The following is a 12,589-nucleotide window of genomic DNA, read 5'->3' as shown; positions in this document are numbered from 1 at the left end:
GTATGTTAGGCCCAGAACATGGCAAAGCGTGATTTTTACGAGATCCTCGGGGTCGCAAAGAATGCGTCCGAAGACGAGATCAAGAAAGCCTATCGCAAACTGGCGATGAAATACCATCCGGACCGCAATCCGGACAGCAAAGAATCGGAAGAGAAGTTCAAGGAGGTCAAAGAGGCCTACGAGATGCTGACCAATCCGGAAAAGCGCGAGGCTTATGACCGCTACGGCCATGCCGGCGTCGACCCGAACATGGGCGGCGGTGGCGGCGGCTTTGGCGCGGGTGGCTTCGGCGACGCGTTCGGCGACATCTTTGGCGATATCTTTGGTGGCGGCCGCAGCCGCAATGCCGGTCCGCAGGTGTACCGCGGCGCCGACCTGCGCTACAACCTGGAAATCACCCTGGAGCAGGCGGCCAATGGTTTCGACACCACCATTCGCGTACCGTCGTGGGACAAATGCGATACCTGCCACGGTTCCGGCGCCAAGCCCGGCACGTCGCCAGTGACGTGCTCGACTTGCGGCGGCCACGGCCAGGTGCGCATGCAGCAAGGCTTCTTCAGCATCCAGCAGACTTGCCCCAAGTGCCACGGCACCGGCAAGATCATTACGGACCCATGCTCGCCTTGCGGCGGCGCCGGCCGTATCAAGCGCAACAAGACGCTGGAAGTCAAAATCCCCGTCGGTATCGACAACGGCATGCGTATCCGTTCGTCCGGCAACGGCGAACCGGGCACCAATGGCGGGCCGCCGGGCGACCTGTACGTGGAAATCCACATCAAGCCGCACGCGGTGTTCCAGCGCGAAGGCGACGACCTGCATTGCGAAATGCCGATCTCGTTTGCCCGCGCGGCATTGGGCGGCGAAATCGAAGTGCCGACCCTGTCCGGCAAAGTCGCGTTCACGATTCCTGAAGGCACCCAGTCGGGCAAAACCTTCCGCTTGAAAGGCAAGGGCATCAAGGGCGTGCGTTCTGGTTATCCGGGCGACCTGTTCTGCCACGTTGCCGTGGAAACGCCGGTCAAGCTGACGGACAAGCAGAAAGAACTGTTGCGCGAGTTCGAGAAGTCCACCACCGAAGGCGGCGCCAAGCATTCACCGCAGTCGAAAACGTGGCGTGACAAGGTGAAAGACTTCTTTGAATAACGTGGATCAATTCTGGCCGATGTCGCATCGGCCTGATTGAGGTACCATAGCGGCAAATCCCCGGACCGCCTGTTGCTTTCCCGGCAACAGGCGGTTTTTTGCGCGCCGGTAAAGCGCACACGTTATCAGAGGACATACATGAGCGACATCAACACGACTTCCCCACTGGCCAACCTGCTGGAGAACAATCGCGCCTGGGCGCACCTGAAGGTTCAGCACGACCCGAACTATTTCAAAGACTTGACCCAGGTGTCGCCTGAATACCTGTGGATCGGCTGTTCCGACAGCCGCGTTCCGGCAAATGAACTGCTGGGTCTGCCACCAGGCAAAGTGTTCGTGCACCGTAATATCGCCAACGTGGTCGTGCATACGGACTTGAACTGCCTGTCCGTGCTGCAATTCGCGATTGAACAAATGAAGGTCAAGCACGTGATCATCGTGGGCCACTATGGCTGCAAGGGCGTGCATGCCGCCATGACGAACACCCGCGTGGGCCTGGCCGACAACTGGCTGCGCCACGTGCAAGACGTGCACCAGAAACATGAGCGCTACCTGGGCGCCGTGCTGCCGGAAGGCGCCCGCGCCGACCGCCTGGTCGAATTGAACGTGCAGGAACAAGTCGTCAACGTGTGCTCGACCACCATCGTGCAAGATGCGTGGGCCCGTGGCCAGGACTTGACCGTCCATGGCTGGGTCTATGGCTTGCAAGACGGCCACCTGCGCGACCAGATGGCCGTGTCCAGCCTGGAGCAACTGGCGCCGGCGCAGCAAAAGTGCCTGGCGCTGTACGCTGAACTGGATAACTGATCGGCCCCTGCGCGCTGCAGCGCGCCCGCCTGCCAAGCCCGTCGCCGCCATGCGGTGGCGGGCTTTTTCATTGCCTGTCCCGGACAAACCACCGCAATTCCGTCCAAATGCGATAGACTGTGTTTTTATACAGTGTTTATTGCCATGGAATTGCTGGACAAGCTGGAAATCCTGGCCGATGCGGCGAAATATGATGCTTCCTGCGCCAGCAGCGGTGCGCCCAAGCGGTCGTCCCAAGGGCAGGCCGGGCTGGGCGCCACCACCGGCATGGGGATATGCCACAGCTATACGCCGGACGGCCGCTGCGTATCCCTGCTGAAAATCCTGCTGACGAATTTCTGCATTTACGATTGCCAGTATTGCGTCAACCGCCGCACGTCCAACGTGCCGCGCGCCCGTTTCACCGTGCACGAAGTCGTGAAGCTGACGGTGGATTTTTATTTGCGTAATTACATCGACGGCTTGTTCCTCAGTTCCGGCGTGATCCGCTCATCCGACTACACGATGGAACAGCTGGTGGCGATTGCCCGCGCCTTGCGCGAAGAGCACCAGTTCCGCGGCTATATTCACTTGAAAACCATCCCCGATGCGGATCCCGCGCTGATTGCCGCAGCAGGGCGCTATGCGGACCGCCTCAGCGTGAATATTGAATTGCCGTCGCCGGACAGCATTGCGCGGCTGGCGCCGGAAAAAAATGTCCATACCATCAAGCTGGCCATGGGGACCATCCGCCGCCGCCTCGATGAAAAAGCCGAAGAACCGGCCGCGCCCGCATTTGCGCCGGCCGGGCAAAGCACGCAAATGATTGTGGGGGCGGACGCCAGCGATGACCGTCATATCTTGGGGACTGCGCAAACGCTGTACGGCAGCTATAAGCTCAAGCGCGTGTATTACTCGGCCTTCAGTCCGATCCCCGACAGTCCGTCCACCGTGCCGCTGGCGCCGCCGCCGTTGTTGCGAGAACACCGGCTGTACCAGGCGGATTTCCTGTTGCGCGCCTATGGTTTTCGCGCCGAGGAATTGCTGCCGCCGGCGGCCGGCGCGGCCGGTGCGGCGCAGGCCAACCTGGCGCTCGATATCGACCCGAAACTCGCGTGGGCGCTGGCGCACCGCGAACACTTCCCGCTGGATTTGAACCGCGCTGACGTGACCATGATCGCGCGCGTGCCCGGCATCGGCTTGCGCAATGCGCAGCGTATTGTCGAGCTGCGCCGCCTGCGGCGCGTGCGCTATGCGGATTTGTCGAAACTGCGCTGCAGCATGAAGAAAATCGCCCCGTTCATTATCGTGGCCGACTACCGGCCCGCCAATGATGCGGCGCCGTCGGACGCATTGCGGCGCGCACTGGGCACGCCTGCTGAACAGATGAGCTTATGGCCGGAATTGCAGACCGGCTGAACGGGCCGGAGCCGCGTGCCGGCCACGCCGACGAACCACCGCCACAGATGCCGTTGCTGCCGTTGCCGGCCGCAGCAGGGCGCGTGGCCGTGGCGGCTGACAGTTTTGACGCGTGGCGCGCCGCCGTACGCGTGTTGATCGTGCGCTGCCAGCCGCCCGAATCCGTAGAATGGCTTTCCAGTACGGGGATGGACCGTGGCGGACTGTTTGCCGAAGCGGCACAGCTGCTGCATGCCGATGCGGATGCGCCGCTCTTGCGCCTGCCGCGCACGCTGGTGGACATGCTGGGCAGCGCTGCCTGCTTCCGCGCGGAAGACCGCTGGGCTTTCCTGTACCGCGTGGTATGGCGCTGGCAACAGGGACAACGGGAGGTGGCGACAATGGCCGACGACGATGGCGGCAGGCTGCAGCGGATGGTGAAAGCCGTGCAGCGCGAAGAACATGACATGCATGCCTACCTGCGTTTCCGCGAACGGCCGGAACACGCGGGTGCGCCGCGCTTCATTGCGTGGTTCGAACCGGCGCATGACGTGCTGCCGCGGGTGGCCCGCCATTTTGCCGGCCGCATGGGCGGCGCCACGTTCATGATCGCCACGCCGCAAGCGACGGTGCTGTGGGATGGCGCCCGCCTGCATGACGCGGCGCCGCTGCCGAATGGCGCGGCCAGCCTGGACCAGCTCGATGACCAGGGTGAAGCGCTATGGCTGGCGTATTACCGCAATATCTTCAATCCCGCGCGGCTGAATCCGGACGTCATGCACAGCCACGTACGCCACCGGTTCTGGAAACACATGCCGGAAGCCGCGCTGGTGCCGGAACTGGTGTCGCAGGCGGCTGCCGGCGCGCGCCGCACGGGCCAGTCCGATGCCGTGGGCAAGCGCCATGGCGCCACCATTCCCATTGCGGCGGACGAGGCGCAGCCGCAGCGCCAGCAGCCGCATAAACTCGATGAATGCCGCCGCTGCGACTTGTGGCAGCACGCGACGCAAGCGGTGCCGGGCGAAGGCGCCAAGCATGCGCGCATCATGCTGGTGGGCGAGCAGCCGGGCGACCAGGAAGATTTGCAGGGCCACCCGTTTGTCGGCCCGGCCGGTACGCTGCTGGACAAGGCGCTGGAACAGGCCGGCGTAGACCGCGCCAAAGTGTACGTCACCAACGCCGTCAAGCATTTCAAGTGGGAGCCGCGCGGCAAGCGCCGCCTGCACAAGACGCCGGCGCAAAAAGAAGTCGCCGCCTGCCATTACTGGCTGGAAGCGGAACTGGCCAAAGTGCAGCCCGACGTGGTGGTGGCGCTGGGCAGCACGGCGCTGAAATCCGTGCTGGAAGATGGCCGCGCCCGGCTGAAAGATTTCATGGAAGCGCCGGTGCGGCACGGCAATGTGCTGGTCGTGGCCACCTATCACCCCGCTTTCATCTTGCGCGTGCCGGAACAGGAGGCGCGCGAACAGGCGATGGAAGCGCTGGTCCATGCGCTGCGCACGGCGCACGAGTTGACGTTGTCTTCTGTGTGACCGGCAGATTTCTCAACTGAATTCCGGCGTAAAATGGGGCTCAGCGCCCCTACTTGGCACGTTTATTGCTTGCAAATGAAGCATGAGCCGCAAATTACGCATCGTTTTAGTTCATCCGCCTGACGAGAGTGACGCCTCGCTGCGGGCCCATGCTGTCCAGGCGGGCCTGAAAAAAGCCGGATACCAGCTGGTCGCTTCACTGCCGGCCGACTTTCATTTGCCTGAACGGATTGCAGAAATCCAGCCCGATATGATCATCGTCGACGCGGAATCCGATGCGCGCGATGTGCTTGAACATATCGTCATTGCCACACGCGATGAGCGCCGTCCCATCGTCATGTTCACGGAAGATGAGACGGAATCGAGCATGGAAGCCGCCATGGCGGCCGGGGTGTCGGCCTATATCGTGGCAGGCTTGCAGCCGGAACGCATCAAGCCAGTACTCAATGTGGCGCTGGCCCGCTTCGCGCAAGAGCAGAAATTGCTGGCCGAATTGGACGACACCCGCATGAAGCTGGCCGAGCGCAAAATTGTCGAGCGGGCCAAAGGCTTGCTGATGGCGCGCCATGGCGTCACGGAAGACAAGGCGTATCAAAAGCTGCGCACCATGGCCATGAACAAGAATTTGCGGCTGGCGGAAATCGCCCAGCGCATCCTCGATGTGGAAGATTTGCTGGGCTGATTTGGTGCATTGCAGCCCCTTTGCACTGCCATGGTGCGCTTTTTTAGCCGATTTTCCCCGTCCGCCCGTGTGTTTTCACTGGCACGCTCCTTGCAAATAACAAAGTGTGGACACCGCCAACGGCGGCGGTGGGCCATACAGACAATGGCGTCTCGACAGTACGAAATGGGTTTCGTGCCGTAGGGACGCTTTTTTTATTTGCAATGGAGCGAAGACGATGATGAACAAGGTGCAAGCGGAAAAGCAGGTCGTGAAAATCGGTTTCAATGCATTGACCGACTGCGCCTCCATCGTCATGGCTGCCGTGCTGGGCTTCGATGAAAAATATGGCATCAAGATTGTGCCCAGCAAGGAATCGTCGTGGGCCAGCGTGCGTGACAAATTGCTGACCGGGGAGCTGGACGCCGCCCATGCTTTATATGGCATGGTGTATGGCACGCAGCTGGGCATCGGCAGCACGGCCCGCGACATGGCGGTGCTGATGAATTTGAACCGCAATGGCCAGGCCATCACGTTGTCGCGCCGTTTGGCAGAGCAGGGCGCCACGGACGGCGCCACCCTGGCCAAGCTGATGGCGCAGGAGCCGCGCACGTACACGTTTGCGCAGACTTTCCCCACTGGCACGCACGCGATGTGGCTGCATTACTGGCTGGCCGCACACGGCATCGATCCGCTGCGCGACGTGCGCGCCATCACGGTGCCGCCCGCGCAAATGGTGCCGTACCTGAAGGCTGGCCATATGGATGGCTTTTGCGCGGGTGAGCCGTGGAACCACCAAGCCATCATGGAAGGCGTGGGTATCACGGCGGCCACCAGCCAGCAAATCTGGCCGGAACATCCGGAAAAAGTGCTGGCCGCGTCGCGCGACTTCGTGCGCAGCCATCCCAATACCAGCCGCGCCATGATTGCCGCCGTGCTGGAAGCGAGCCGCTGGATCGATGCGTCCTCCGCCAACCGCATGGCAATGGCGGAAATCATCTCAAGCGCCGCGTATGTCAATACCGGCAAGGACGCGATCAGCCAGCGCATACTCGGCCATTACCAGGACGGCATGGGCAACAGCTGGGAAGATGCGCACGCCTTGCGCTTCCACCATGAAGGCGCCGTCAATTTCCCTTATCTGTCGGACGGCATGTGGTTCATGACGCAGCAGCGCCGCTGGGGCTTGCTGAAATCCGATCCGGATTACCACCACGTGGCCAGCGCAGTCCAGCAGACCAGCTTATATAAAGAGGCGGCGGAATGGACGGAGACACCCGTGCCGCAAGGCGTATTGCGTAGTTCAACCCTGATGGACGGCAAAGTGTGGGACGGGCGCGACCCGGCGCGCTACGCGGCGTCGTTCGCTATCAGGCAGTAAATCACGGAGAGGTGCATATGGCACACGGATCGGCAGCAGCAGCCGTCAATGGGGACGCGGCGAAGGACGCGCCCAAATTGTCGGGCGAAGTGTTTGGCGCATTGATCAACTTGTCCGGCCGCCGCCGGTTCACATCGCAACGGCTGGTGCTGTATGCGGTGCTGGCGGGGCAGGGACAGGAAGGTGCTGTTGACGTGGCGCGCGACGCGCTGAAGCTGTTCCGCGATGCGCACCAGGTGCTGGTCAACGGCAGCGATACCTTGCCGGGGATTTTTTGTCCGGCGCTGGAAGAAGCGTATTTCGGCCGTACGGGCGGCGACCGGCAGATCCGTGAATTCATTGAACTGGCTGAACGCACGTTGAATGCTGCGGAAAGCGGTTTTCGCAGCAAGCAAGAGTTGCTGGACGAACTGGTGTCCAGCACCACGCCGCTGCTGGCGCTGCTGAACCAGGTGACGGCCATTTATGAAGAACAATCGAAACGGTATGCAATGAAGATGAAAAATCAATTGCGCACCGTGATCACAGACATTGAAACCATCGCCAAGCAGGCGCGCATGGTGTCGTTCAATGCCCGCGTGGTGGCGGCGCGCGCCGGTACTGCAGGCAAGGAATTTGCCGTGGTGGCGGGCGTGATGTCGAACATTACGGGTGAAATCGACGACATGGTGAAAACCGCGCTGGCCACGGCCAGCGCTTAAGGAGTGCGTGATGAATAAAGTGACTTTGGTGGGCGCGGGCCCCGGCGATCCGGATTTGTTGACGGTAAAAGCATTGAAAGCCATCCAGGCGGCCGACGTACTGCTGGTCGATGACCTGGTCAGCGGCGGCATCATGGCGCTGGCGCCGCCGTCGGCGCGGGTGGTCTACGTCGGCAAGCGGGGCGGCTGTGCGCAGACGCCGCAGGCATTCATCGAGCGCCTGATGATTGCGGAAGCGAAAGCGGGCCACCACGTGGTGCGCTTGAAAGGCGGCGATCCCTATATGTTTGGCCGTGGCGGCGAAGAACGTGCACATTTGATGGCGCAGGGCGTGGACGTTGACGTCGTGCCCGGGATCACCAGCGGCCTGGCCGGCGCCGCATCGATCGGCATTCCATTAACGCACCGCGACTGGAGCCAGGGCGCCGTGTTCGTCACGGGGCATGGCAAGGATGCGCAGTCGGAACCAAACTGGCCGGCGCTGGCGCAAAGCAGGCTCACGCTGGTTATCTATATGGGCGTGGCGCGCTGCGCGCGCATCCAGGCGGGCTTGCTGGCTGGCGGCGCTGCGCCGGAAACGCCGGTGGCCGTGGTGCAATCGGCAACCCGCAACGCGCAGCGGCAACTGATCACGACGCTGGGTGCTTTGCCGGAAGCGCTGGCGGCCAGCGGTATTGGCAGCCCGGCTGTCATTGTCGTAGGTGACGTCGTGCGCTGTGCCGATGCATGGCCAGGCGAAGGCATCGCTGAAACCCGCAACGCTGCCTAATCTCGCAGGGCGGGCTTGTGAAGCCCGCCTGCGGGTTTTTCGTCGCACCACATTGATGCACCATAAGCGTGCGCTGTTGCACCGCAATATGCCCGCAAGCGGCGCTTTCTTTCTCGCGTAGCAAGGAAACCCCCGCAAAATGCCTGCTTAGTGCCTGGCACACCTCTTGCAATAGCTAAGGCATAGGATCAATGGCGATCCTCCCAAACATTTCGCTGGTCCAACGGAGGAACAGCTAAGGACAACGGCGTCCGCCCAGACTGGTTGATAAATCAGTACTGTGCGGACGCCGTTTTTATTTCGGGATAAAAAAATGGCCAGCAAAGCTAACAGCATCAACCTGTTCTCAATCTCTTCGGCGCCAATGCGGGCGTTCCACCTGACGTGGATGGCATTCTTCGTCTGCTTCTTCGCGTGGTTCGCCTGCGCACCGCTGATGCCCATCATCAAAGGTGAATTCGGCCTGACCCCGGCGCAAATTGCCAACATCAACATCGCGGCAGTGGCCATCACCATTGTCGTGCGCCTGATCATCGGCCCGCTGTGCGACCGCTACGGCCCGCGCAAGGCGTACACCGGCCTGCTGGTACTGGGTGCTATCCCTGTGCTGGGCGTGGCGTTTGCGCAGACGTATGAAACGTTCCTGTTCTTCCGCCTGCTGATCGGCGCGGTCGGCGCAAGTTTCGTCATCACGCAGTACCACACGTCCGTGATGTTTGCGCCGAAAGTGGTTGGCACCGCCAACGCGGCATCGGCTGGCTGGGGCAATGCGGGTGGCGGCGCGGCACAGGCTGCGATGCCGCTGTTGATGGCAGCCATGGTGATGCTGGGCGTGAATGAAACCATCGGCTGGCGCGCTGCCTTGATCGTTCCGGGCGTGCTGATGCTGATCATGGCTGCCGTGTACTACAAATTTACGCAAGACTGCCCGGAAGGCAACTACAGCGACTTGCGCGCCGCCGGCCTGGCCATTGAAGGCGGCAAAAAAGGCGGCTGGGACAGCTTCAAACTGGCTGCCGCCAACTACCGCGTGTGGCTGCTGTTCGTCACCTACGGCGCGTGCTTTGGCGTGGAAATCTTCATCCACAACATCGCTGCCACGTACTACGTTGACCACTTCAAGCTGACCGTCGGCCAGGCTGGCATGGCAGCTGGCAGCTTCGGCCTGCTGGCGCTGTTTGCCCGTGCACTGGGCGGCTATATCTCGGACAAGGCAGCCTTGCGCGGCACGCTGAACAGCCGTGTGACCGTGCTGTTCATCATGATGATCGGCGAAGGCATCGGCCTGCTGTGGTTCGCGAAAGCTGACAGTGTGACGCTGGCCGTGGTTGCCATGCTGATCTTCGGCCTGTTCACCCACATGGCTTGCGGTTCGACTTATGCGCTGGTGCCGTTCATTGACAAGCGCGCCCTGGGCGGCGTGGCCGGCATCATCGGCGCGGGCGGCAACGTGGGCGCCGTGGCGGCTGGCTTCCTGATGAAGGGCATGGGCGATACGCAGCAAACCCTCAGCATTCTCGGCGTATTGGTGGCGGCATCGGCCCTGTGCGCAATCGCAGCGCGCTTTGGCGCGGAAAAAGTAGAAGAAACGGCGCTTGCCGCCGCTTAAAAACCTCAAGGAGTAAGAACATGAAGATCATCGTCATCGGCCACGGCATGGTAGGCCACAAGTTCCTGGAAAGCCTGGCGACGCACAAGGCGCCTGGCATGAATGTGCAAGTGACGGTGTTGTGCGAAGAACCCCGTCCGGCGTACGACCGTGTGCACTTGTCGGAATTCTTTGCCGGTAAAACTGCGGATGACTTGTCGCTGGTGAAAGAAGGCTTTTTTGACCGCGACGACATGGTGCTGCGCCTGAATACGCGCGCCACCGCGATCGATCCGGCCGCCAAGACCGTGACCACCAATGACGGTGATGTTCTGTCTTACGACAAGCTGGTGATTGCCACCGGTTCCTATCCTTTCGTCCCGCCGCTGCCGGGCAAGGACCGCAAGGATTGCTTCGTGTACCGCACGATTGAAGACCTGGAAGCCATGGCCGAATGCGGCGCCCGTTCGAAAACCGGTGTCGTCATCGGCGGCGGCCTGCTGGGACTGGAGTGCGCCAAGGCGCTGCGCGACATGAACCTGGAAACCCACGTGGTGGAATTCGCACCGCGCCTGATGGCGGTGCAAGTCGATGACGGCGGCGCCCGCGTGCTGCGCGCAAAAATTGAAGCGCTGGGCGTGACCGTGCATACGGCAAAGAACACGACTGCCATCGTCGATGGCGCCGATGGCACGCACCGCTTGGAATTTTTCGACGGCACGCACCTGGACGCCGACATGGTGGTGTTCTCCGCCGGTATCCGTCCACGCGACATGCTGGCCAAGGAATGCGGCCTGGAAACCGGCCCGCGCGGCGGCATCGTCATCGACAACAATTGCCTGACGTCGGACCGCGACATCTACGCGATCGGCGAATGTGCGCTGTGGGGCGGCTTGATCTTCGGCCTGGTGGCCCCCGGCTATGAAATGGCGCGCGTGGCCGTCAAGCACATGCTGGGCGAAGTGGCCGAGTTCAACGGTGCCGACATGAGCACCAAATTGAAATTGATGGGCGTCGATGTGGCATCGATCGGCGACCCGCATGGCAAGGAAGAGGGGGCGCGTTCGTACCAGTTCATGGATGAACGCAAGCAGGTGTACAAGAAAATCGTCGTGTCGAGCTGCGGCCGCTATCTGCTTGGCGGCGTGCTGGTGGGCGATGCCAGCGAATACGGCACCTTGCTGCAAATGATGCTGAACAAAATGGAATTGCCGGAATCGCCGGAATTCCTGATTCTGCCGCAATCGGATGGCAAGGCCAAGCCGGGCCTGGGCGTTGATGCGCTGCCGGACACCGCGCAAATTTGTTCGTGCAACGACGTGTCGAAAGGCGCGCTCTGCGAAGCGGTGGCCGGCGGCTGCACGACAATTGGTTCGCTGAAGTCGTGCACCAAAGCGGGTACTGCGTGCGGCGGCTGCGTGCCGCTGGTGACGCAAGTGATGAAGGCTGAGATGAAAAAACTTGGCATGGACGTCAACAACCACGTGTGCGAGCACTTTGCCTACTCGCGCCAGGAACTGTTCCATCTGATCAAAGTGGGCAACATCCGCACGTTCGGCCAGCTGCTGGCGCAGCACGGCAAGGGCCTCGGCTGCGACATCTGCAAACCGCTGGCGGCATCGATCCTGGCGTCGTGCTGGAATGACTTCGTGCTGAGCAAAGAGCACGCGAGCCTGCAAGATTCGAACGACTACTTCCTGGGCAATATCCAGAAAGACGGTACGTATTCCGTCGTGCCGCGCATGCCGGGCGGCGAAGTGACGGCCGATGGCTTGATCGCCGTGGGTATGGTGGCCAAGAAGTACGGCTTGTACACGAAGATCACCGGTGGCCAGCGTGTCGACTTGTTCGGCGCCCGCGTGGAACAGCTGCCATCGATCTGGGAAGAATTGATTGCCGCCGGCTTTGAAACGGGCCACGCCTATGGCAAGTCGCTGCGTACCGTGAAATCGTGCGTGGGTTCGACGTGGTGCCGCTATGGCGTCGATGATTCCGTCGGCCTGGCGATTGAGCTGGAACACCGCTACAAGGGCTTGCGTTCGCCGCACAAGATCAAGTTCGCCGTGTCCGGCTGCACCCGCGAATGCGCGGAAGCGCAGGGCAAGGACGTGGGCGTGATCGCCACCGAAAAAGGCTGGAACCTTTACGTGTGCGGAAACGGCGGCATGAAGCCGCGCCATGCGGAACTGATTGCGTCAGACCTCGATAAACCGGCCCTGATCAAGTACATCGACCGCTTCCTGATGTTCTACACGCGCACGGCGGACCGCCTGCAGCGCACCAGCGTATGGCGCGACAACATGGAAGGCGGCCTGGATTACCTGAAGGACGTCATCATCAACGACAAGCTGGGTATCGCTCAAGAACTGGAAAAAGACATGCAGCACGTGGTCGACACCTATGCATGCGAATGGAAACTGGCCGTGACCGATCCGGAAACCCGCAAGCGCTTCCGCACCTTCGTCAACAGCGACAAGGCGGATCCCAACGTGGTGTTCATGGAAGAACGGGGCCAGATCCGCCCAGCCACCCTGGAAGAACGCAAGGCCCGCATCATCCCGATCAAAGCAGCGTAACCCTGCAGCATGGCGTGCCGGGCCTTTAGGCCGGGCATCCACAAGCTTGAGACT

The 12,589-nt window shown here is 61.6% G+C and carries 10 protein-coding genes; all 10 read left to right on the top strand.

The annotated features are described in order from the left end of the window. The first annotated feature begins 18 nt into the window (after positions 1 to 18). Positions 19 to 1,143 carry a molecular chaperone DnaJ gene (gene dnaJ / locus GM668_RS03790; protein ID WP_155437545.1) on the top strand — a complete coding sequence of 375 codons (1,125 nt, stop codon included), beginning with the start codon at positions 19 to 21 and terminating at the stop codon, positions 1,141 to 1,143. Positions 1,144 to 1,281: 138 nt separating this feature from the next. Further along, on the top strand, positions 1,282 to 1,950 hold the full coding sequence (gene can, locus GM668_RS03785; protein ID WP_155437544.1) for a carbonate dehydratase: 669 nt from the start codon (positions 1,282 to 1,284) through the stop codon (positions 1,948 to 1,950). Positions 1,951 to 2,094: 144 nt separating this feature from the next. Next, the gene (locus GM668_RS03780; RefSeq protein ID WP_155437543.1) at positions 2,095 to 3,348 is read left to right on the top strand and encodes a putative DNA modification/repair radical SAM protein; all 1,254 of its coding nucleotides are present in this window, start codon (positions 2,095 to 2,097) and stop codon (positions 3,346 to 3,348) included. Further along, positions 3,324 to 4,859: a UdgX family uracil-DNA binding protein gene (locus GM668_RS03775; protein WP_155437542.1), complete on the top strand. Its 1,536-nt coding sequence runs from the start codon at positions 3,324 to 3,326 to the stop codon at positions 4,857 to 4,859. Before GM668_RS03780 ends, GM668_RS03775 begins: the two co-directional genes overlap by 25 nt. Positions 4,860 to 4,941: 82 nt before the next feature. Beyond that, positions 4,942 to 5,541 (top strand): ANTAR domain-containing response regulator, encoded by a 600-nt coding sequence (locus tag GM668_RS03770; protein WP_155437541.1) that lies wholly within the window; start codon positions 4,942 to 4,944, stop codon positions 5,539 to 5,541. 217 nt (positions 5,542 to 5,758) lie between these two features. Then, a complete protein-coding gene (locus tag GM668_RS03765) occupies positions 5,759 to 6,901 on the top strand; it encodes a CmpA/NrtA family ABC transporter substrate-binding protein (protein ID WP_155437540.1) in 1,143 nt (380 codons plus the stop codon). 17 nt (positions 6,902 to 6,918) lie between these two features. Continuing rightward, a complete protein-coding gene (locus GM668_RS03760) occupies positions 6,919 to 7,602 on the top strand; it encodes a methyl-accepting chemotaxis protein (protein WP_155437539.1) in 684 nt (227 codons plus the stop codon). A 10-nt stretch (positions 7,603 to 7,612) separates the two neighbouring features. Further along, positions 7,613 to 8,371 carry a uroporphyrinogen-III C-methyltransferase gene (gene cobA / locus GM668_RS03755; protein WP_155437538.1) on the top strand — a complete coding sequence of 253 codons (759 nt, stop codon included), beginning with the start codon at positions 7,613 to 7,615 and terminating at the stop codon, positions 8,369 to 8,371. Positions 8,372 to 8,684: 313 nt separating this feature from the next. After that, complete coding sequence (locus GM668_RS03750) at positions 8,685 to 9,980, top strand: MFS transporter (RefSeq protein ID WP_155437537.1); 1,296 nt, start codon at positions 8,685 to 8,687, stop codon at positions 9,978 to 9,980. Positions 9,981 to 10,000: 20 nt separating this feature from the next. Continuing rightward, positions 10,001 to 12,535 carry a nitrite reductase large subunit NirB gene (gene nirB / locus GM668_RS03745; RefSeq protein WP_155437536.1) on the top strand — a complete coding sequence of 845 codons (2,535 nt, stop codon included), beginning with the start codon at positions 10,001 to 10,003 and terminating at the stop codon, positions 12,533 to 12,535. The last annotated feature ends 54 nt before the right edge of the window (positions 12,536 to 12,589 follow it).

This window comes from Pseudoduganella ginsengisoli (genome assembly GCF_009720865.1).
GTDB lineage: Bacteria > Pseudomonadota > Gammaproteobacteria > Burkholderiales > Burkholderiaceae_D > Rugamonas > Rugamonas ginsengisoli.
Note: the sequence above shows the minus strand (reverse complement) of the source record. Positions and strands in the feature narration are given on the sequence as shown.